The organism is Malaciobacter sp. (assembly GCF_055140965.1).
Map to the genome: position 1 here is coordinate 1 of NZ_JBSRRO010000045.1, position 22,303 is coordinate 22,303.

The window sequence follows — 22,303 nt, forward strand, 5'->3', positions numbered from 1 at the left end:
AAAGCAGTAAAATGATTAAAAGTTAAAAAGATCTGGTTGAGAAGTTCGGTAGTCTTACAAATTCACTAGTTTATGATGGTTGAATTTGCAAGTGGCTCACTATACTTTAAAAAGTGTAGTATCTTCTTTCAAAATCATTATGTGAACTATCACAAAATGGCATATATTTAGAGCTACCACACCTACATAAATTAAAATTTCTTTTATCTATTACTTCTGGAATATTGTTGATTTTTAAAGAAATATTACCCTTTGCAAGAATGGGAGAGTTCTCTTTTATAATTAATTGTGCACAATTATGCAACTCATTACTAGTTGAAGTTAATGAACTATTCTTAAATGTTTGTGAAAATTTCTCTTTTGAAATTTTGCATCTTGTGTCAAATCTACTATTTGAATGGGAGCCTTCACAAAAAGGTTGCTTTTTGCTTCTTCCACATCGACAAATAAATGTAGATTTATTCAAATCAAAACTTTTATCCTCATAAATAATACTATTTTCTAGTAAAAAATCTGAGTCATTAATAAGTTTGATTGGACCATTCTTAAAAAACTTGAGTGAAAGCTTCTTCATACTAACTTCCTTTATAAAGTTGTAGTATTTAGCTTTTAAGTAAGAAAAGCACCATGTTTAAAGACTAATATCATCTTAGCATAACAAAGTGACAAAAACAGAAGGAAAAGGGGCATAAAAAAACTTATTTAAAACCCCTTTGTTATAAAGTATACAATAGTTAATTATTTAGCTAATATTCCCTCAAGTTCTACTGTTAATCTTACTTTTTCACCAACTGCTACTCCACCTGTTTCTAAAATAGAGTTATATTTAATTCCATAATCCATTCTATTTATTTTACCCTCAAGAATTAAACCAGTTCTTGTATTACCCCAAGGATCTTTTATTGTGCCATTTACTTCCACATCTAAAATAACATCTTTAGTAACACCTCTCATTGTAAGCTTTCCATAAGCTTTGTCATCTTCAACTTTATTAAGATTAAATTTAATTTCTGGATATTTATTTGCTGCAAAAAAATCAGATTCTTTTAAGTGATTATCTCTTTTTACATTTGAAGTATTAATTGATGTAACTTTTACAACTCCATTTAAAGATTTAAGTGTTTTTGTTTTTTCGTCATACTCAAAAGAACCTGCAAAATTCTCAAATTTACCAGCAACATTTGAAATCATCATATGTTTTACTTTAAAACCTACATTTGAATGACTTGCGTCAACATTGTATGTTCCTGCAAATAATGCACCTGCACTTAAAACTGAAGCTAAACCAAGTTTTACTAATTTTGTCATCTTTTTTTATCCTTTATTGTACTAGTTAGTACTATTAATTTAAATTTTTTTAGTTTGCTTTATAAAGCTTATTTAAAAGCTCATATAAAGTATCAAGTTCTTCATCATTTAAAACTTCCATCCAGTTGTATAGATTTTTTGCATGAAGAGGAAATACTTCTTCTATAACTTCTTGACCTTTTTTTGTAAGAGTTAAAATTGAAGCTCTTTTGTCATTTTCATCAGGAATTGAAGCAATCCAGCCATCTCTTTTGAGATTTTTAATCACAACAGTTATATTTCCTGGGGTACTCATAGTAAGTTTTGTAATAGAGCCAATATTTAAATCACCTCTGTGATATAAAACTTCTAAAACTTTAAACTGATTAAATGTAAGGTTAAAATTATTTAAATAACTTACAGTTTTATTATGAATTTTTAATCTTAGTCTTTCAAGTCTTACGACAGCTTTCATAGATTTGTCAGTTCTTTTTCCATAACTTTTTGTAGTTTTATTTTTCATATTAAAACCCCTTGACGAAATTATACTACTAACTAGTAGTAATGTCAAGTAAGATTTGAGTATTACTAATACTAATTAGTACTAAATTATATTTGAGAAGCCATTTTTTGGGGCTAATAAAATTTGTAAATTTTATACTTTTTTTGCAGTAGATACAAAAAAAGCAGCAAGTGCAAGAAAAAAACCTGTAATTCTATTTTGGATTTTCATTGCTTTTACATCTTTTACTAAAAATTTGAGTTTTGAAGCAAGAGTTGAATAACCTGTCATTACAATTGTATCAATAATGCATAAGGTTAAAGATATAATTGTAAACTGCATTACCATAGAGTATTGCGTACTTAAAAACTGAGGAATAAATGCAACTAAGAAAACAGTTGATTTTATATTTGTAAGATTTATTAAAGTAGCGCTAAGATATGCTTTTTTAAAACTATATGTATTTATAAGCTTTTCTTCTTCAAGTACTTCAACTTTTTCAAAGATTTTTGTAAAAGCTAAATATAATAGATACAAAACTCCAAGCCATTTTATTATATTAAAAAGCATAACAGATTTTGAAATAATAGTTCCAAGACCTATTACCACAATAAAAGTTTGTAAAAACAGTCCAGTTTGTAAACCTAAAATTGCACCATAAGATTTTTTAAGACCATACTTTAATCCATAATTCATAGATACTACTGCACCTGCACCTGGAGAAATAGACAAAAAAATTGAAGCAATAAGCAGTGTAAGCCAAATATCTAAATTCATAATTATCCTTGAAAAATTTTAAATTGTATTAGTTTTAAATATTGAGTATTTGAATCTGAAGATTATAACTTTTTTTTTATTTGTAAAGAATAAGTTTTGAAGTATAAAAAGGCTAGCGTTTAACTAGCCTTTTTATTATGCAGCTTTTTTAGCTATTTTTTTAGCAGCTTTTTTAGCTTTTTTTGGTTTAGTTAATTTTAATTTGTTTACTTTTTTAGCAACTTTTTTAGCAACTTTTTTAACATCTTTTTTCTTTTCTACTACTTTTTTAGCAGCTTTTTTAGCTATTTTAGCAACTTTCTTTTCTTTTAATTCTTTTGCCATGTCTTCTTCCTTTAAATTGATTGACTCTATACTAAAAGTCATAAATTATAGTCATTATACATAATAGTTATATGAAAGTCAATAGTTTATCTATAAAAATTCAATTTTTTTATAAATAATAAATTAACCTCTTCATAATATAAACTTGGATAAAATATTGAGTTTTACTAAATAAAGATATTTTTTAAGGATATTAAATATGTTATTAACACCAGGTCCAACTCCTGTACCAGAGTTCGTAAGAAAAGCTATGGCAGATACTACAATCCACCATAGAACACCAGAGTTTGAAAAAATATTTGAGCAAACAAGAGAATTATTGTTTGAATTATATAAAATGGATGAGGTAGTAATGCTAGCTTCAAGTGGTTCAGGTGCTATGGAAGCTTGTGTTACTAATCTAACTCATAAAAAAGCTTTAACAATAAATTCAGGAAAGTTTGGTGAGCGATTTGGAAAAATCTGCGAAGCTTTTGAAATAGACTATACTGAAATAAAAAATGAATGGAATACTCCTGTAAGCGTTGAATCAATAGTTGAAGCTGTGAAAAATGATAAAGATATAGATGCAATTTTTATTCAACTTTGTGAAAGTGCTGGAGGATTAAGACATCCAGTTGAGCAAATAGCAAGTGAAGTTAAAAAACTAAACAAAGATATTATGATAATTGCAGATGGAATTACTGCTGTTGGAGTAGAAGATATTGATACTTCAAATTTAGATGCAGTTATTACAGGAAGTCAAAAAGCACTTATGCTTCCTCCTGGACTTGCAATAATTGGTTTTAGCAATGATGCAGTAGCAAAAATAGAAAAAAAACCAAAAGGTTTTTATTTTAACTTAGCAACTGAAATTAAAAAGCAAAAAACAAATACAACTGCTTGGACAGCTGCAACTACACTAATCATAGGACTTAAAGAGATTTTAACTCATATAAAAGAAACTACAGGTTTTAATAAACTTTTTGAAGATACTAATAAAAGAGCAGAAGCTACAAAAGAAGCTTTAAAAGCAATAGGTTTTGAGATTTATCCAAAAGTTCCAGCAAAAGCCATGACAGCAGTTTATACAGAACAATCAAATGAAATTAGAGAAATATTAAAAACAAAATATAATGTAAATATTGCTGGTGGACAAGACCATTTAAAAGGAAAAATTTTTAGAATTAATCATATGGGATTAGTTGAAGATTATGAGGCAGCTTGGGTTGTAAATGCAATTGAGCTTGCATTGGATGAGCTTAAAGTTAGAACTTTTGATGGAACAGCAAATAAAGTATTTTTATCAAAAATGTTTAAGGCATAGTATATGATTTTTGAACATGAGATACCAAATGGAAGTCGATTATATTTTGGTAAAAAAGCGAAGCAAAAAAGAGAGTTAGAGTATAAAATCAGTAATATTTTATACAAAAATGATTTTGAAGAGATTATTACTCCAAACTTCTCTTATTCACAACACCAATCAATACAACATGGAAGAAAATTAATAAAATTTTCTGATAAAGATAATGAACAAGTATCATTAAGAGCTGATTCAACTTTAGATGTTGTAAGAATAATCACAAGAAGGTTAGGTAGAACAACAAGTCATAAAAAATGGTTTTATATCCAGCCAATTTTTACTTATCCCTCAAATGAAGAGTACCAAATAGGTTGTGAGTGGATAAGTCATGACAATATTGCTGATATTATAAATTTAAATGTGAAAATTTTAAATGAGCTTGATATAAAACCTGTTTTGCAAATAGCAAATATTAAAATACCAAGACTTATTAGCAAAGAACTAGATATAGATATAGAAGTTTTTAAAAATGGAGAAATAGCTCAACTTTTTGAATTAAAAAATGAGTGGCTAACAAAACTTTTAGAAGTAAAAGATATTACTGATTTAAAAGAAGTAATAAAAGTTGTACCAAATAGTATTAAAGATGAATTGAAGAATCTATACAATAAAGCATTGGAAGTAAATTATGATAATCTTATAATTTCACCTTTATATTATGGTTCACTAAAATACTATGATGGGATATATTATAGGGTTATTGATGGTAACTCAATTTTAAGTAGAGGTGGAATGTACAGTAGTGAAGGGTTTACTTCACTAGGATTTGCACTTTATACAGATAGTTTATTAAAAATATTAGAGGATTAGAGATTATGAAAGCGGACTTAATAGTTGGAATTCAATGGGGTGATGAAGGAAAAGGTAAGATGGTTGATATGCTTGCCCAAAATTATGATATGGTTTGTAGAAGTCAAGGTGGACACAATGCAGGGCATACAATATGGGTAGATGGAGTTAGATATGCTTTACACTTAATTCCTTCTGGTGTTTTAAATCCAAAAGCAATAAATATTATTGGGAATGGAGTTGTTTTATGTCCAGAATCAATAATTAAAGAAATGGAACAATTTAAAGGACTTGAGGGAAGACTTTTTATCTCAGATAGAGCTCATCTAAACTTACCATATCATGCTCAAATTGATCAAGCAAAAGAGAAACTTAAAGGTGATAAAGCAATAGGTACAACTGGTAAAGGTATAGGACCAGCTTATGCAGAAAAAATTGCAAGATCAGGTTTTAGAGTGGGAGAGTTATTAAATCCATCAAAACTTGCAGTAAGTATAATTGAATTTTTTGAACAAAATAAAGCTATATTTGATGTATTAGGTGTAGAAGTTCCATCAAAAGATGAACTAATAACACTACTTGAATCATATAAACAAAAACTTGAGCCATATATTGCAAATACTACAAATATGGTATGGAAAGCTTTAGATGATGGGAAAAAAGTATTATTAGAAGGTGCACAAGGTACACTACTTGATATTGATCATGGAACTTATCCTTATGTTACTTCTTCAAGTACAGTAAGTGCAGGAGCTTGTACAGGTCTTGGTATAAGTCCAAAAGACATTGGTGTAGTTACAGGAATAGTTAAAGCATATACAACAAGAGTTGGAAATGGACCTTTCCCATCAGAAGACTTCACAGAGCAAGGTCAAAAAATTGCTGATATTGGTAAAGAAGTTGGAGTTACAACAGGAAGAGGAAGAAGATGTGGATGGTTTGATGCCATTGCTGTTAAGCATGCAAGTAGATTAAATGGATGTGATCAATTATCATTAATGAAACTTGATGTTTTAGATGGTTTTCCTAAGGTTAAAGTTTGTGTTGCTTATGAGTATAATGGGCAAAGAATTGATTATATGCCTTTAGATTTAGAAAATGTTAAACCAATTTATGAAGAGATTGATGGTTGGGATAGTGTTGTTGGAGTACGAGAGTTTGATAAACTTCCAGAAAATGCAAAAAAATATATTCAAAAAATAGAGGAACTAACAGGAGTAAAAGTTGGAATAATTTCAACTTCACCAGAAAGAGACGATACAATTATAAGAGGGTAGGTTATGAGAATAAAATTACATCATACAAAATATATTGCAAGAAGAGTTACAAGAGACTTAATAAATTGTGATTTTGTTGAAGTTAGAAAAACAAAAGAAGAAATTGTTCAAGAAATAGAGAGAATATTACTTGAAGATATGGATAAAGAGCACGATTTAGACGAAAAAGTTGCAGATATTTTAGAAGAACAAGAGTCAGAAATAGAGTTTTTAAATGCAGATTATAGACAACTTTTTTGGATGACTAAAAAAAGAATGGCAAATGAATTTGGTGTAATTTTAAATAATGAAGATAGATTTTCAGATATTGCACACAGTATATTAGACTATTTATGGGAAGAAGATTATATTCATTATACTTGTTCAGATAATCAAGTAAAAAATGTAATTTTTACTTCAATTGATGAATTTTTAAAAGGTTTTGAAAAAGCAGATGAAGTGGTATTTGAAAAAATAAAACATTACAAAAGAAGATTAATACCTGGTACAGATGAGTATGATATTGTTTACAATAGATTGTATGAAGAAGAATTAATAAAAAGAGGGTTAATGTAACATGCAAAAAGTTTGGATTTATTTAGAAAATGGGATTTTTTTAGAGGCAAATTCTTTTGGTGCAACAGGAACAAGTGTTGGAGAAATTGTATTTAATACATCTATGACTGGATATCAAGAAATCATCTCTGATCCTTCTTATGCTGGTCAATTTATAACATTTACAATGCCAGAAATTGGTAATGTAGGTGTAAATAGTGATGATATGGAAAGTAAGTCATGCCATTGTAAAGGTGTATTAGTTAGAAACTATCATCATGAGTATTCAAACTTTAGAGCCAAAGGTGACTTAGATTCACTTTTAAAAGAGCATAATGTATTAGGTATTTGTGACATAGATACTAGATATTTAACTAAAATTGTAAGAGATGAGGGTGCTATGATGATGATAGCATCAACAAAAATCCATGATAAAGATGAATTAAAAAAATTATTAGAACAAAGTCCAAGAATTGAAGATATCAACTATATAGAAGAAGTAACAACAAGTGAACCTTATATTCATAAATATGGTGCATGGAACCATAAAGAAATGGCTTATAATAAAGCAGTAATGAGTGATAAAAAAGTTGTTGTTATTGATTTTGGGGTAAAAAGAAATATTTTAAATGAGTTAGTTGAATCAGGTCTTGAAGTTGAAGTTGTACCATCAAACTTTAAAGCAGATGATTTAATAGCAAGATTTGAAGCTTCACAAATAGGTGGAGTATTTTTATCAAATGGACCAGGTGATCCATTAACTTTAACAAGTGAAAAAGAACAAGTACAAAAATTAATCAATGCAAATATTCCTATGTTCGCAATTTGTTTAGGTCACCAAATGTTATCAATAGCTCATGGATATGATACATACAAATTAAAATTTGGACAACATGGAGGTAATCATCCAGTTGCCAATCCAGAAACTAAAGTTGTAGAAATAACTGCACAAAATCACAACTATAATGTACCTGATAATATTGTAGAAATAGCTAATATAACACATATGAACCTATTTGATAATACTATTGAGGGTGTAAAATATAAAAATAAAGAGATTTTTTCAGTTCAACATCATCCAGAGGCAAGTCCAGGTCCTCATGAGTCGAAATATATATTCTCAGAGTTTGCAAAAATCGTAAAATAAAATAGCTATTTATATTCATCTTCTTCGTTGAAGATGAATTTTAGCTCAGTCATTTACTACTTTTGTAAACTCCTTTGCCAAAATTAATCTTTGCCTTGAATCTAAATATAACTAGCTATTTTTAGACTTTAAAATTTGTTCATCAATTTCTCTTTGTTTGATTTGTTTTTGCTTGTAAACTGTGCCAAAAACAGATGCTTTAATTGTAATCATAGTACCAAGTATAGTTACTAAATTTAACAAACGAAATTAATCGTTTGTTTTAAATAATAGGTAAAATATACTTTTCAATTAAAAAGTAAGTTCCAGCAGTTGATATTCCAGCAAAGATCCCAGCTAGGATATCATCTCCCATCACACCCCAACCACCTTTAACATCTCTATCAATTTTACCAATAATTGAGGGTTTCCAAATATCAAAAACTCTAAAAAAGAAAAATGCTAAAATAGACATTATTACTATATTTGAACTATTTATTCCACAAATAGAAAGGGTTATCCACATACCAGCTAGTTCATCAATTACTATCTCTTTACTATCATGAATACCAATCTCTTTTTCATATAAATCAATCTGTTTTACTGCAATAGCACTAATTAAAAGTGCTATTAAAAAAAAAGTTGAAGCTGGTATATATTGAATTAAAAATATACCAATAATTAATGATACAAAACTACCTACTGTACCAGGGGCTATTGGACTTAATCCACTAAATCCAACTGTTAAGAAAAACTTTCTCAAATCTATTCCTTATTTCTTTTTTTCAATACCAAGTTTTTTTCTTTTTTCCCATAAAGATTTTCTTGAAATACCAAGTTTTTTACTAAGTTCTGTATCTGGATACTTAGATTGGAATGATAACACCATAAGCTTTACATAATCATTTATTGTCATGATATTATTGTTTAGAACAACCAAATCAGATTTATTAAACTCAATTTTTTTGTATGGAAATAATTCTTCTTTTTCTAGTGAAGTTAAAATACAGTTTTTATCTTCAATTATTTTGATTAAATTCTCTTTTGCATTTTTTTTCAAGGTATGATAATCTGTTAAGTAAATAATACCTTTAAAAGTTGAATTTAACTCTTTTTGCCAGTTATCATTACTAAAAGAGATAAATTTTACTCCCATGTCTAGTTTTTTAGAGAGTTCAAAAACTAATTTATCAGCACATTTTTGTGAGTTTGTTTCAATAAGTATTGGAAATGATGGAGGTAATGCAGTCTCTTCTAAATCAATATCTTTAAACATAAAATCAAGATATCTTCTCATTGTATTTAATTCTTGTCTTAATGATCTACACTCTTTATAGTGATAAATTTTTCTTACTAATTCATCCATTATAAAAGGTTTCATAATATAATCTTTTGCACCATCTTTAATTGGGTTAGTAACTGTTTCATCTGATATATATGAAACAAGAAGAATAATGATTGAATCTTTGTATCTTTTAATTATATTTTTACATTGTAATGCAGGCAAAGATGTTGATAAAAGTACAATATCATACTCTTTTGTTAAACTATCTAAATTTGGTGATTCTACATAATCACAGCTATGTCCATCATCAAGTAGTCTTGAAACAACTTTTTGTGCCAAATAAATTTCACTCTCAATTATTAATATATTCATCTTTTTTTCCAATCGTAGTATTTTAATGTTGCTATACTTTGCACAGCTACTCCTTCTTTTCTTCCAATAAAACCTAATTTCTCAGCAGTAGTTGCTTTTATATTCACAAAACGCTTTTCTAAATTTAATAGTTTTGCTATTTTAGATTTTATTTCATTTTTATATGGATTAATTTTAGGTTGTTGTGCAATAATTGTTAAATCAATATTTACAATTTCATAACCAACTGCATAGATAAATTTAACAATATGTTCTAATAAGGTTTTAGAATCAACTCCTTTATATTTATCATCTGTATCTGGGAAAAACTCACCAATATCACCTGCTCCACACGCTCCTAATAATGCATCAATAACTGAATGTATTAATACATCTCCATCACTATGAGCTTTGAAACCATAAGGCACATCTATTTTTATTCCACCTAAGAACATATCTTTATTATCTTCAAATGGATGAATATCAAAACCTGTTCCTGTAAAGAAGTTTTTACTTGGTGATTGAAGTTTTTCTAAAATAGCTAAATCATGGCAAAAAGTTAGTTTTTTACTTCTTTGACTACCCTCAATATACTTGATTGTTCCACCAATTGACTTAATAGCAGAGCTATCATCAGTAAAATCTCTATTTGTTTTTAAAGCTTGTTTTAGAATTTTTGTTTTTGAAAGTTGAGGGGTTTGAATAAGTTTGACATGGTCTCGGTTGATAGTTTCATCTTCATAGACAACTGTATCAGAAACAGTTAAAATAGGAACAATACAATCTGCTTCATTCTTGAGTTGAATGAGGTTTTTTATAACTTCAATAGGAATATCAACCCTTGCAACATCTGTAATCATTACATAATCAGTTTCTACTTCTTTTAAAGCATTTTTTATAGAGTTTTGTCTTGTATCTCCACCCTCTATAAAAGTAATATCATCACTAAAGTTTTTCATATAGTTTATCTCATCTTTATGAGAAGTAACAATAACATTAGCAAAACTGTGATAAGAAGTGAGCTTTTTTGAAACATAAAGCCAAACAGGATCATTATCCACTCTAAGCCACTGTTTCTTAGCTTTTAGACTAAATCTAGATGAATTTCCTGCACAAAGAATAATCAGTGTTACATTAGACAAACTTTCCCCTTGTGTAAAAAAGTTACAAATTATAGTCTAATGTAACTTATGTGTAATTTAAACCTTGTTACTAGTTTTTACTTTCAAGCTATCAATAGTATTCATAAGTGGCTCTATATCAAAATTATACTCAATTGCTTTATTTAGTGCTTTTTGTATATTCTTGTCATCTAAGGGATTAACAATATCACATGAAATTTTTGTTATTTCAAGAACTTGACATTTTTTAATAAACTCTTTTGGACATGCATTTAAATCTTGCACAAAACCAATTGAAAAAATCAAATTTGGATCAAGTTTCCAATGTTTAAATATATTTGCAGTGATTTTTGCACAAGTAAAACCAACAAATTTATTTTCAGCTTTTGAAGTATCTGTTTTAAGTGCTTGTTGAAATTCATTAATTTCATTATTTTCTATTACTACATCTGAAATAATAAATTTACCTACTTCTTGTAAAAAAGCAGCTAGTATTAATTCATCTTTATCTTCAAAATTAATGGCACTTAACCAACTATTTACAAAAGATGAAGCAAGGTTTGAGTTTTCCATAAAATCATCAGTTGTAATATCGTAAACTTCAAGATTAGATTTAATTAAATCTTGAACAACTGAACCTAATGCAATAGAAATACAAAAATTTACTCCAAGTAAAGAAATTGCTCTATGTACAGTATCTACTTTACTTCTAAAAGCAAACATTGAAGAGTTTGCTACTCTTAGTAGTGTTGTTACAATTAAAGGATCTTTTTGAATTATTTTCAATAGCTCATCTGGGTCTTTATCTGGAAGTTTTCTAAATTTTTCAAGTTCAATAACGCTTTTTGGTAAAGGTGGCAGTGAATCTATTTTTTCGATAATTTTTTTACTCATATATTTCCCTATAATAAAACTAAATTTAATTATACAAAAAAACCTATGAAAAATCGAAACGTAATTCTTAATAATAAGAATTTAGCTTGAATAATTAAGCTTATATAAAAAAAATTTGATATAATCAAACAAATTTTATGTTAGGATTTTTATAATGAGAGATTGGCTAGACAATCATAATAATGATAATGTTAGAACTCAGATGTATTATGCAAAAAAAGGTATTATTACACCTGATATGGAGTATGTTGCAAAAGTTGAAAAAATTGAACCAGAACTTGTTAGAAGTGAAGTAGCAAGAGGAAGGTTGATTATACCAGCTAATGTAAATCATAAGCATCTTAATCCTATGGCAATTGGATTAGCATCAAAATGTAAAATAAATGCAAATATAGGCTCTTCTGCCCTTGCTTCTGATATCAATACAGAAGTTGAGAAAGTTGATGTTTCATTAAAGTATGGAGCAGATACAATTATGGATTTAAGTACAGGTGGAGATTTAGATGCAATTAGAAAAGGCGTAATTAATCACTCAACAGTACCTGTTGGAACTGTGCCTATTTATCAAATCTTACATGATTGTAAAGATAAAATTGAAGATTTAAGTATTGAAAAGATGCTACAAACTTTACAAAAACAAGCAGAACAAGGTGTTTCTTACTTTACAATTCATGCAGGATTTTTACTTAGATTTATGCCTCATATTGCAAAGAGAAAAATGGGTATTGTAAGTCGTGGTGGTTCTTTAATGGCTGCATGGATGATGCACTATCATAAAGAGAATCCATTTTATGAAGCTTTTGATGATATTTTAGAAATTTGTAGAAAATATGATGTATCTTTATCTTTAGGTGACTCATTACGACCTGGATGTTTAGCTGATGCAAGTGATGAAGCACAGTTATCTGAGTTAAAAGTATTAGGTGAATTGACACTTAGAGCTTGGGAAAAAGATGTTCAAGTTATGGTTGAGGGACCAGGACATGTTCCTTTAAATCAAATTGAGCGAAATATGAAATTAGAAAAAGAGTACTGTCATGAAGCACCTTTTTATATTTTAGGACCTCTTACAACTGATATTGCTGCTGGATATGATCATATATCTTCTGCTATTGGTGCAGCTGTTGGTGGATGGCATGGAGCTTCAATGCTTTGTTATGTTACACAAAAAGAGCATTTAGGTTTACCAAATGCAGAAGATGTTAGAAGTGGTATTATTGCTTATAAAATTGCAGCTCATAGTGCTGATATTGCAAGAGGAAGAAAAGGTGCAAGAGATATTGATGATGAGATGAGTGATGCAAGATATGGTTTTGATTGGAATAAACAATTTGAATTGTGTTTAGATCCAGAAAGAGCAAAAGAGTTTCACGATGAAACACTTCCTCAAGATGTTTTCAAAGAAGCAGAGTTTTGTTCAATGTGTGGACCTAAATTTTGCTCATATAAGATAACACAAAAGATTGTTGAAGAACATGGTGACAAACTAAAAGAGACAGAGTAAAAAATTTATTTAGAAAAATAATTTAAAAGAGTGGAATCTCCACTCTTTTTTTTTGTCTATTTTTTAGGTAAAAGATATTTTACTTCTTGTACAATACAAAATTAGATATTATAAATATAATTAAGACAATAATTATCCTATTTAGAATATAATATCATAAATTTAAAAATAAGGAATTAATATGGCAACAGTAGCAGATATTAAAAGTGCATTAGAAAATGTAAAATATCCTGGTTTTGCTAAATCAATAATAGAGTTTGGTTTTGTAAAAGATGTTCAAATTGATGGTTCTGCCTGTATATTAACGCTTGATATAACATCAAGTGCTAAAGAAGTTGAATCAAAATTAAGAGAAGATATTACTCAAACTCTATCAGGGCTTGTTGAAGAAGTTATACTAAATATTAAAAAACCTGAAGAGCAAAAACAACAAAGTAATAGTACTAGTGGAAAAAATATAGCACCACATATTAAAAACTTTGTAATGGTAAGTTCTGGAAAAGGTGGAGTTGGAAAATCAACTACAACTGTTAACTTAGCAGTAGCAGCAGCAATGCAAGGTAAAAGAGTTGGTATTTTAGATGCTGATATTTATGGTCCAAATATTCCTCGAATGATGGGATTACAAGGACGAGAGGTTGAAGTTATTGGTAACAAAGCAAAACCTTTTAGAATTCATGGTGTTGATGTAATGTCAATGGGTTCACTAATGCAAGAAGGACAAGCACTAATTTGGAGAGGTGCTATGATCATGAAAGCAATTGAGCAATTATTAAGAGATATTTTATGGGAAAATTTAGATATTTTATTTATTGATATGCCTCCTGGAACTGGTGATGCACAATTGACTCTTGCTCAAAGTGTACCTGTAACTTGTGGTGTTAATGTTACTACTCCTCAACATGTTGCTCTTGATGATAGTAGAAGAAGTTTAGATATGTTTGAAAAACTTCATATTCCAATTGGTGGAATTATCGAAAATATGAGTGGTTTTATTTGTCCAAAATGTAATGAAGAATCAGATATTTTTGGAATGGGAACTTGTGAAGCTTTAGCTGAACAATATAATACTCAAGTTCTTGGAAATTTACCAATTGAACCTGCAATTAGAGAAGGTGGAGATACTGGTAAACCAGTTGTTTATTTCCAACCAGAATCTGAATCTGCAAAAAGATATATGATAGCTTCACAAAAACTTATTGAATATGTTGATCAAGTAAGTGATAATGTTTCAAATGAACAAATACAACCAACTACACCTTCTGGTGTTAGTGCTTGTAGTACAGCAGGCGCAGCAACACAAGCTAAAAGCTCTAATGGTGGAGGATGCGGTTGCCATTAGTTAAGTAAAGAGTTTTAACTCTTTACTTTTTATAAACTTTCTATTTATCATAAAGGCTTTTTATGAATATGAGCAAAATAAAAAAAATAATAAAAGAGTTTTCAAAACAAAGAGATTGGGATAAACACCATAATCCAAAAAATTTAGCTATGGCACTTAGTGTAGAAGTTTCTGAACTTGTAGAAATCTTCCAATGGTTAGATTTAGAAGCTTCAAAAAATTTAAACAATCAAAAGAAAGAACACTTAAAAGAAGAAATAGCAGATATTGCAGTATATTTAATTAGAATATGTATGGCTTATGATATTAATTTAGAAGATGCAATATTTGAAAAAATGAAGAAAAATGAAGAAAAATATCCCTTACTTGATAAAAATGGAAATAAAATAATTTATAAAAAGAAGTAATATTAAACTTTAAATTTCTACTTACTTGTACTAATATATAATAAGAGATTAAATAAAGGAATTAATGATGTCAATTTCAGAAATAATATCTATACTATTTGGTGCACTATTTATATTTATAGGATTAAGCTTTATTATTAAAGTTTTTAGAAAAGATAAACAAGAGGAGCTTTGACTCTACTCTTGCTCTCTTGAGTTTTTTTCTTCTATACCAGAAATTCCAAATCTTTTAGCTAATTCTTGTTTTACTCTATCAGGACTAATATTTTTACTAGCCATTGCTACTAAACAGTGATACATTAAATCAGCAGCTTCATAAACAATCTCTTCTTCATTGTCATCTTTTATTGCAAAGGTAAACTCGCCTGCTTCTTCTACTATTTTTTTTAGCATAGAGTTCTCTTTACCTTTTAATAATTTTGCAGTATATGATTTTTTTGGATCATCATTTTTTCTTTCACAAATAGTATGATAAAGTGTGTCAACTACACCATATGCAGAACTTGTATCAATTTGGATTTTAGAAACTTCTTTATTTGTTTCTAAATTAGTAAAAAAACAAGATTTTCTTCCTGTGTGACAAGCTACACCAATTTGCTCAACTTTTAAAAGTAATGTGTCATTATCACAATCTAATAAAATCTCTTTTATATTTTGAAGATGACCAGAACTTTCTCCTTTTTTCCATATTCTTTGTTTGCTTCTACTAAAATAGTGGGCAATTTTTGTTTCAAGTGTTAAATCTAATGCTTCTTTATTCATATATGCAAGCATCAAAACTTCATTTGTTTTTGCTTCTTGAGTAATTACTGGAATTAGATTATTCATTTTTTCCCAGTCAATATTCTCTTTTATACTCATTTGTAATTTCCTTTTCCCTCTTTGCTGGGCGAATTTTACAACAATATAATTAGGGTGTCAAGTTTGTAAAGTGATTTTTTGTTTTGTAGATAAAAAAAGAAGTAGTCTCCTACTTCTTTTTTTTATTTGTTTATTGAAGTGTCTCTTGATTTATTTTTTGTATCAACCCAAATATTTGGAGTTGAACCACCAGGTGTTAAGAATATCTTAGCATCTTTATTTTCTCTAAGTGCTTCATTAAACTTACCTTGAACTTGAATTTGTTGCATATGAAGTAAGTTAGGAGTTAAAGATTTTGCAATCTCTTTATTTGCTTGAGATTGTGCTTTTGCTTCAATAGTTATAGCATCTGCTCTACCTTGAGCTTCAATTCTGTTTTTATCAGCCTCACCTTTTGCAAGTGCAGCTTTTTTCTCAGCTTCTTGTTTTGCTCTTAAAACTTCGTATTTTACTCTTTCTGATTCTTGGTTTGCAATTTGAACTCTTTCAATTTGCTCTTTAATTTTTACAGGTAAAACAATTTCTCTTAATTGTACTGATTCAACTGAAACAGGCATACCCTCTAAAGCTTCGATTTTTGTTCTAATTCCATTTTCAATCATAACAGCAATTTCATTTCTTTTTGTTGGTAATGTTTCTGCATTAAATTCACCAACTACATTTCTTACAATATTTCTAACAACTGGGTCAACAATTTTGTTTTCCCATCCAAGACCCCATGTAGAAATAGTCTTAGGTGCACCCTCTGCTGTTAATCTATATTGAACAGTAAGTTCAATAGATACAGGTAAACCTCTTGCATCTAAGATATTAATGGCAGGATTCATTCTAATACTTCTATCAAATTGACCATTAACTTGCTCAACTGACATATAATTAATAAGTCTAACTTTTGTGTCAACTATAATAACTTTTTGAAATACTGGAATATATAAATGAAAACCAGGTCTTAGTGGTGTTTCAGTATATTTACCTGTTGTAACTTTAATACCAACTTGCCCAGACTCAATTATAACAAATGGTTTGAATACAAACATCATTATTACAATAATGATAATTGCATATAAAAAAGCAGCTTTTTTCCCGAAATTTTTAAAAAATTCAGGTGGCTCAAAAGGAGGTTGATAGTTTCCTTTCCCTCCACCATTTGAATTATTGTTGTTTTGTTGTCTATTCTTAAAATAGTCATTATCTATTGGCATATTTTTCCTTTTAATTAATATATGTCAAATATTGTAAATACTTTTCATTTTTACCACTTACTGCATCAAAATATGCAGTTTGTAGCTTTTCTGTAATTGGTCCTCTTGAACCACCTCCGATTATTCTTGCATCAACATCTCTTATTGGTGTTACTTCAGCAGCAGTTCCAGTGAAAAATGCTTCATCTGCAATATAAATCTCCTCTCTTGTTACTCTTCTTCTTACAACTTCAATACCTAAATCTTTTGCAAGATCAATAATAGTTGCTTGTGTAATTGACTCTAATGAGTTGTCATTTGGAGGTGAAATTAAAACTCCATCTCTTACAATAAAAAAGCAAGCTCCACTAGCTTCTGCTATATACCCTTGGTCATCTCTTAATAATGCTTCATCATAACCTGCTTCTACAGCTTCAAATTTAGCCATTTGTGAGTTTAAGTAATTAGCAACTGCTTTTGCTTTTCCCATACCTGAAGTATTTGGAGTTCTACTCATCGAAGATATTTTTACTCTAACACCTTTTTTAAGTCCTTCTTCTCCTAAGTATGCTCCCCATTCCCAAGCAGCAACTGAAACTTTAACCGGAGCTTCTTTATGATAAAGACCCATTACTCCATAACCTAAATATACAAGAGGTCTTATATAAGCACCATTAAATAGCTCATTTTTTTGAAGTAACTCTATTTGTGCATTATTTAGTTCTTCTACACTAAATGGTACATCAATAAGAGTCATTTTTGATGAATTAATTAATCTTTTAGTATGCTCATTAAGTTTAAAAATTGCGCATCTTCCATCAACTGTTTTATACGCTTTTGTTCCCTCAATTGCACCATTTCCATAATGCAAAGTATGGCTTAACACATGCGTTTTTGCATCATGCCAGTTTACATACTCTCCATCCATCCAGATGTATTTAGCTTCTGTCATCTCAAATTATCCTGATTAAAATTTTATTTGTTAGTGTAGCTAAGATTATATTAAATAAAAGTGAAGATATTTAATTTACTTTTATTGAAATTTGCCTTTAAACTTTTTTTGCTACCATTTTGCTAATTTAAAAAGAGGTATTATTATAATGACACAACAAGAATTATGGAATAAAAAATTCTCAAAAGATGGATATTTTTATGGTACAAATGTAAATGAATTTTTAAAGTCATGTGAGCATTTATTCTCAAATTCAAAGACTATTCTTTGTTTAGGTGAGGGAGAGGGAAGAAATGCAATCTATTTTGCACAAAAAGGCTTTTATGTAGAAGCTATTGATGCATCTAATATAGGTTTAGAAAAATTAAGAAAAAAAGCATTAGCGAATAATTTGGAAATTGATACATTATGCATGGATTTACAAGATTGGATACCACTTAAAAAGTATGAAGCAGTAATTAGCTCTTATTTACATGTGTATGAAAATCAAAGAGATAAACTTTTTGATAAAATTGAATTATCTTTAGAAAAAAATGCTTATTTTATAGGTGAATTTTTTTCAAAAAATCAAATAAATTATTCAAGTGGTGGCCCAAAAGATTTAGAGCTTTTATATGATAAGAGTGATTTTGAAAATAGGTTTAAATCATGTAAAAAGATAAAAGTAGAAGAAGAAATAGTTCATTTAAATGAGGGCTCAGGTCATCAAGGTGAAGCTAGTGTTATAAGGGTTATTTTACAAAAGAAATAATAATTAACTACTTCTTAACAAGCATTTATATATACTACAAATTAATAATAATAACTATAACTAGAGAAAAAAATGAGAGAAAAAATCGAAGAAATTATAAAAAATAGGGTTTTAGTAATAGATGGAGCTATGGGAACACAGCTTCAACTTGCTGATATAAAAGAGAAAGATTGGTTTTTTGAAGATAATAATTTAGAAGGATGCAATGAGTTATTAAATCTTACTGCACCTAATGTAATCAAAGGTATTTATAATGCTTATGCAAAAGCTGATGCAAACTTAATAAGTACAAATACCTTTGGTTCTATGCCTTGGGTACTTGATGAGTATGGTATTGGGCATATGTCTTATGAACTTTCTAAAATAGGTGCAAGCTTGGCAAAAGAAGTTTGCCAAGAGTATCAAAGTGAAGATAAACCAAGATATGTTTTAGGTTCAATTGGACCAGGAACTAAACTACCATCATTAGCTCATATTGAATATGATGAGATGTATGAGGGATATAAAACAATGGCAAAAGGTTTAGTTGATGGAGGAGTAGATATATTTCTTCTTGAAACTTGCCAAGATCCACTTCAAATAAAAACAGCACTTCATGCACTTCAAGATGTAGCTTCACATATACCAATTATGGTCTCTGTTACTATTGAACTTAGTGGAACAATGTTAATAGGAACAGATGCTTCTACAATTGCAACTATTTTAGAACCTTTTAACATATTATCTTTAGGTTTTAATTGTGGTACAGGACCAAAACAAGTACTTAAGCATGTAAAAACATTAAGTGAAGTATCAAAATTCCCTATATCTGTTCATGCAAATGCAGGCTTACCTCAAAATAAAGGTGGATATACTTATTATCCAATGGGACCTAAAGAGTTTGTTCAATTACAAGAAAAGTTTTTAGATATTGATGGAGTTGCTTTTCTAGGTGGATGTTGTGGAACTACTCCTCAACACATAAAAGCATTAGCAGATGCAGTTAAAGATAAAACTGTAAAAAAACCAACAGGAACTCATGAAGCTTCTCTTGCTTCATTGTTTAATAGTGTTGCTTTAAGACAAGAGTCATCTGCTTTGTTAATTGGAGAAAGAAGTAATGCAACAGGAAGTAAAGCTTTTAGAGAATTACTAAAAGCTGAAGATTATGAAGGTACTTTAAGTGTAGGACAACAACAAGTAAGAGCAGGAGCACATGTAATTGATGTTTCTGTTGGCTTTGCTGGACGAGATGAAAGTAAAGATATGCATAAAGTTATATCTTTATATACTCAAAAAATACCATTGCCTCTTATGCCTGATTCAACTCAAATAAAAGCCTTAGAAGTAGCACTAAAAAAAATCGGTGGAAGACCTATTATTAATTCTGTAAATCTTGAAGATGGTGAAGAAAAGTTTGATGAGGTTTGTAAATTAGCAAAAAGATTTGGTGCAGCATTAGTTTGTTTAGTAATTGATGAAGTTGGAATGGCTAAAACTAGCCAAAGAAAAGTAGAAGTTGCCCAAAGAATATATGATTTAGCAGTAAATAGACATGGCTTTAGACCTGAAGATTTAGTTTTTGATATGCTTGTATTTACAGTAGGTTCTGGAGATGATGAGTATAGAACTGCTGCTATTGAAACAATTGAAGCAATAAAAGAGTTTCAAAAAAGGCATCCAAATGTTGGAACAACATTAGGTTTATCAAATATTTCATTTGGATTAGATTCAAAAGCCAGAGTCTATTTAAACTCTATGTTTTTACATTATTGTGTACAAGCTGGACTTACAAGTGCAATTGTAAATGTTAAACATATACTACCAATAAATAAGATTTCACAAGAAGATAAAAAAGCTTGTGATGATTTACTTTTTAATAATCAAAAAGATGGTGACCCACTATTTAAATTTATTGACCACTTTTCAAATTTAGAAGAACAAGAAGATCAAAGTGATGAAGAGTTTCAAAAATTAGAACCAATAGAAAAAGTTAAAAAACTACTTTTAGATGGTGATAAAGAAAGAATGCTTCCTTTAGTTGAGGAATTAAGGCATGAGATTAAACCAGAAATAATTGTAAATGAATGGCTAATTGATGGAATGAAAATAATTGGTGAGTTATTTGGAAGTGGGCAAATGCAGTTACCATTTGTACTTCAAAGTGCAGAAACAATGAAAGCTACAGTTGATAGTTTAAACCCTTATTTACCAAAAGAAGATAAAGCAAGTGAAACAGTTCTGGTTCTTGGAACGGTTAAAGGGGATGTTCATGATGTAGGTAAAAATCTTGTTGATATTATTTTAAGTAATAATGGTTTTAAAGTCATAAATATTGGTATTAAAGCAGATATAAATGACTTTGTTATTGCTGTACGCAAACATAAAGCACAAGCAATAGGAATGAGTGGACTTTTAGTTAAAAGTACAGCAGTGATGAAAGAAAACTTAGAAGAGTTACAAAAACAAGGTATTGATATTCCTGTATTATTAGGTGGTGCTGCATTAACCAAATCATTTATTAATGATTTTTGTAGACCTATTTATGATGGACCAATTTTTTATTGTAGGGATGCTTTTGATGGAGTAGTATCAATGAAAAGAATAGAAGATGGTGACCAAAACAATACAGCATTAGCTGCTGATTTAATTCAAGTAAAAGATACAAGTCCTAAAAAAGAAGAAAAAGAGATTATTATTCCAGCTTATGAAGATATAAAACTTCCAAGTAAAGCTGAATTTACTTTTCCTCCATTTTGGGGACGTCAGGTAAAAACATCTAAAGATATAGATAATGAATTGGTATTTAAATGGATAAATCATAGGGTACTGTTTAGACAAAGATGGGGATATAAAAGAGCTGGACAAAAAACAGAAGATTTTATAAAACATGAAGAAGAAGTAGTTAAGCCCTTGTATGAAAAATTAAAAGAAGAATTAATTCAAAAAAAGGTTTTTGAACCAATTTCAATACAAGCATATTACCCTTGTATGTCACATGATAATAAACTATATATATTTGATTATGAAAAATATGGATTTAACTCATTAGATGAAGCAAAAAAAGTTCCAAACTTAGATGAAGCAATAAAAGTACTAGAGTTTCCAAGACAAAAAAGAAAACCACATAGATGTATATCTGATTTTTTTGCAAATGATAGATTAGATGTGGTTGGATTTACTCTTGCAAGTGCTGGATTAAAAATTACATCATATGAAAGAGAGTTATATGATCAAGGAAAATTTAGTGAATATTTTCAAGTACATGGATTAGGAGTAGAATTAGCAGAATCTTTAGCAGAAGTAATTCATAAGCAAATTAGACTTGATTTAGATATAGTTCCAAAGGAAGGACCAACTTTATATGATGTTCAAATGAAACAATATGTTGGTTGTAGATACTCTCCTGGCTATGCTGCTTGTCCTGAACTTAGTCAAAATAGAGATTTTTTTGATTTATTGAATCCTGAAGAGTTTGGAATTACTCTAAGTGAAACTTTTCAAATGGATCCTGAACAAACAACTTGTGCTATAGTTGTGCCTCATCACGAAGCTAATTACTATAATATTTAGTTTTAACTATAAAGAAAGTGCTCATTTTGAGCACTTGACAATATTTTCCAAAATTTAAGCCCAACTTAAGTTTAAACCCTTGACAAAGGGTGAAGATTTGTCTATAATTCCCGTCCAAATTCGCTGAGGCAAACAAGAGAT

The 22,303-nt window shown here is 29.0% G+C and carries 23 protein-coding genes; 10 read left to right on the forward strand and 13 right to left on the reverse strand.

All coding sequences use genetic code 11. The annotated features are described in order from the left end of the window. Nucleotides 1-106: 106 nt before the first annotated feature. The 5 genes from ACTCCZ_RS11430 to ACTCCZ_RS11450 form a co-directional block, all read right to left on the reverse strand. Complete coding sequence (locus tag ACTCCZ_RS11430) at nucleotides 107-574, reverse strand: CDGSH iron-sulfur domain-containing protein (RefSeq protein WP_079580258.1); 468 nt, start codon at nucleotides 572-574, stop codon at nucleotides 107-109. A gap of 164 nt (nucleotides 575-738) precedes the next feature. Further along, on the reverse strand, nucleotides 739-1,308 hold the full coding sequence (locus ACTCCZ_RS11435) for a YceI family protein (RefSeq protein WP_079580259.1): 570 nt from the start codon (nucleotides 1,306-1,308) through the stop codon (nucleotides 739-741). A gap of 49 nt (nucleotides 1,309-1,357) precedes the next feature. Then, the gene (locus tag ACTCCZ_RS11440; RefSeq protein ID WP_079580260.1) at nucleotides 1,358-1,810 is read right to left on the reverse strand and encodes a MarR family winged helix-turn-helix transcriptional regulator; all 453 of its coding nucleotides are present in this window, start codon (nucleotides 1,808-1,810) and stop codon (nucleotides 1,358-1,360) included. Between the two features lie 132 nt (nucleotides 1,811-1,942). Further along, nucleotides 1,943-2,566, reverse strand: coding sequence for a LysE family transporter (locus ACTCCZ_RS11445; RefSeq protein WP_079580261.1), 624 nt, complete (start codon nucleotides 2,564-2,566; stop codon nucleotides 1,943-1,945). Nucleotides 2,567-2,701: 135 nt separating this feature from the next. Then, complete coding sequence (locus ACTCCZ_RS11450) at nucleotides 2,702-2,890, reverse strand: hypothetical protein (RefSeq protein ID WP_079580262.1); 189 nt, start codon at nucleotides 2,888-2,890, stop codon at nucleotides 2,702-2,704. 199 nt (nucleotides 2,891-3,089) lie between these two features. Here ACTCCZ_RS11450 and ACTCCZ_RS11455 point away from each other — a divergent pair, with 199 nt between their 5' ends. Genes ACTCCZ_RS11455 through carA form a run of 5 tightly spaced genes read left to right on the forward strand, consistent with a single transcriptional unit; the run spans nucleotide 3,090 to nucleotide 7,982 of the window. Next, entirely contained in the window at nucleotides 3,090-4,196 is a 1,107-nt protein-coding gene (locus ACTCCZ_RS11455) for a pyridoxal-phosphate-dependent aminotransferase family protein (protein ID WP_079580263.1), read from the forward strand. Between the two features lie 3 nt (nucleotides 4,197-4,199). Continuing rightward, nucleotides 4,200-5,045: an ATP phosphoribosyltransferase regulatory subunit gene (locus tag ACTCCZ_RS11460; RefSeq protein ID WP_079580264.1), complete on the forward strand. Its 846-nt coding sequence runs from the start codon at nucleotides 4,200-4,202 to the stop codon at nucleotides 5,043-5,045. A 5-nt stretch (nucleotides 5,046-5,050) separates the two neighbouring features. Continuing rightward, nucleotides 5,051-6,301, forward strand: a complete 1,251-nt coding sequence (locus ACTCCZ_RS11465) for an adenylosuccinate synthase (RefSeq protein WP_079580265.1) — start codon at nucleotides 5,051-5,053, stop codon at nucleotides 6,299-6,301. 3 nt (nucleotides 6,302-6,304) lie between these two features. Continuing rightward, nucleotides 6,305-6,856 carry a DUF507 family protein gene (locus ACTCCZ_RS11470; protein WP_079580266.1) on the forward strand — a complete coding sequence of 184 codons (552 nt, stop codon included), beginning with the start codon at nucleotides 6,305-6,307 and terminating at the stop codon, nucleotides 6,854-6,856. Between the two features lies 1 nt (nucleotide 6,857). Continuing rightward, complete coding sequence (carA, locus tag ACTCCZ_RS11475; protein ID WP_079580267.1) at nucleotides 6,858-7,982, forward strand: glutamine-hydrolyzing carbamoyl-phosphate synthase small subunit; 1,125 nt, start codon at nucleotides 6,858-6,860, stop codon at nucleotides 7,980-7,982. Nucleotides 7,983-8,093: 111 nt separating this feature from the next. Here the strand turns inward: carA and ACTCCZ_RS11480 are convergent, their stop codons facing one another. From ACTCCZ_RS11480 to ACTCCZ_RS11500, 5 genes are read right to left on the reverse strand one after another with little or no spacing between them, the layout of a single operon-like run. Then, nucleotides 8,094-8,225 (reverse strand): hypothetical protein, encoded by a 132-nt coding sequence (locus tag ACTCCZ_RS11480; RefSeq protein ID WP_265734250.1) that lies wholly within the window; start codon nucleotides 8,223-8,225, stop codon nucleotides 8,094-8,096. Nucleotides 8,226-8,244: 19 nt separating this feature from the next. Then, nucleotides 8,245-8,730, reverse strand: a complete 486-nt coding sequence (locus ACTCCZ_RS11485) for a phosphatidylglycerophosphatase A family protein (RefSeq protein WP_079580268.1) — start codon at nucleotides 8,728-8,730, stop codon at nucleotides 8,245-8,247. A 3-nt stretch (nucleotides 8,731-8,733) separates the two neighbouring features. Beyond that, nucleotides 8,734-9,618 (reverse strand): DNA-binding transcriptional response regulator, encoded by an 885-nt coding sequence (locus tag ACTCCZ_RS11490; protein ID WP_462997952.1) that lies wholly within the window; start codon nucleotides 9,616-9,618, stop codon nucleotides 8,734-8,736. Then, nucleotides 9,615-10,739, reverse strand: a complete 1,125-nt coding sequence (locus ACTCCZ_RS11495; protein WP_079580269.1) for a bifunctional 2-C-methyl-D-erythritol 4-phosphate cytidylyltransferase/2-C-methyl-D-erythritol 2,4-cyclodiphosphate synthase — start codon at nucleotides 10,737-10,739, stop codon at nucleotides 9,615-9,617. The genes ACTCCZ_RS11490 and ACTCCZ_RS11495 overlap by 4 nt, the downstream gene beginning before the upstream one ends. Before the next feature lie 57 nt (nucleotides 10,740-10,796). Continuing rightward, entirely contained in the window at nucleotides 10,797-11,612 is an 816-nt protein-coding gene (locus ACTCCZ_RS11500) for an HDOD domain-containing protein (RefSeq protein WP_079580270.1), read from the reverse strand. 154 nt (nucleotides 11,613-11,766) lie between these two features. On the opposite strand from ACTCCZ_RS11500, the gene thiC reads away from it, so the two are divergent. The 3 genes from thiC (at nucleotide 11,767) to ACTCCZ_RS11515 (ending at nucleotide 14,865) form a co-directional block, all read left to right on the forward strand. Continuing rightward, nucleotides 11,767-13,116, forward strand: coding sequence for a phosphomethylpyrimidine synthase ThiC (thiC, locus tag ACTCCZ_RS11505; RefSeq protein WP_079580271.1), 1,350 nt, complete (start codon nucleotides 11,767-11,769; stop codon nucleotides 13,114-13,116). A gap of 181 nt (nucleotides 13,117-13,297) precedes the next feature. Further along, nucleotides 13,298-14,458 (forward strand): Mrp/NBP35 family ATP-binding protein, encoded by a 1,161-nt coding sequence (locus tag ACTCCZ_RS11510; RefSeq protein ID WP_079580272.1) that lies wholly within the window; start codon nucleotides 13,298-13,300, stop codon nucleotides 14,456-14,458. 62 nt (nucleotides 14,459-14,520) lie between these two features. Next, a complete protein-coding gene (locus ACTCCZ_RS11515; RefSeq protein WP_079580273.1) occupies nucleotides 14,521-14,865 on the forward strand; it encodes a nucleotide pyrophosphohydrolase in 345 nt (114 codons plus the stop codon). A gap of 177 nt (nucleotides 14,866-15,042) precedes the next feature. On the opposite strand, the gene hisIE is transcribed toward ACTCCZ_RS11515, so the two are convergent. From hisIE to ACTCCZ_RS11530, 3 genes are all read right to left on the reverse strand, one after another. Further along, nucleotides 15,043-15,771: a bifunctional phosphoribosyl-AMP cyclohydrolase/phosphoribosyl-ATP diphosphatase HisIE gene (gene hisIE / locus ACTCCZ_RS11520; protein ID WP_265734251.1), complete on the reverse strand. Its 729-nt coding sequence runs from the start codon at nucleotides 15,769-15,771 to the stop codon at nucleotides 15,043-15,045. A 77-nt stretch (nucleotides 15,772-15,848) separates the two neighbouring features. Next, the gene (locus tag ACTCCZ_RS11525) at nucleotides 15,849-16,928 is read right to left on the reverse strand and encodes an SPFH domain-containing protein (RefSeq protein WP_079580275.1); all 1,080 of its coding nucleotides are present in this window, start codon (nucleotides 16,926-16,928) and stop codon (nucleotides 15,849-15,851) included. A 10-nt stretch (nucleotides 16,929-16,938) separates the two neighbouring features. Then, complete coding sequence (locus tag ACTCCZ_RS11530; protein WP_079580276.1) at nucleotides 16,939-17,859, reverse strand: branched-chain amino acid transaminase; 921 nt, start codon at nucleotides 17,857-17,859, stop codon at nucleotides 16,939-16,941. A 148-nt stretch (nucleotides 17,860-18,007) separates the two neighbouring features. Between ACTCCZ_RS11530 and ACTCCZ_RS11535 the strand changes: the two genes are divergently transcribed. Beyond that, entirely contained in the window at nucleotides 18,008-18,610 is a 603-nt protein-coding gene (locus tag ACTCCZ_RS11535; protein WP_079580277.1) for a class I SAM-dependent methyltransferase, read from the forward strand. A 72-nt stretch (nucleotides 18,611-18,682) separates the two neighbouring features. Next, nucleotides 18,683-22,162 carry a methionine synthase gene (metH, locus tag ACTCCZ_RS11540; RefSeq protein ID WP_079580278.1) on the forward strand — a complete coding sequence of 1,160 codons (3,480 nt, stop codon included), beginning with the start codon at nucleotides 18,683-18,685 and terminating at the stop codon, nucleotides 22,160-22,162. Nucleotides 22,163-22,303 lie beyond the last annotated feature (141 nt).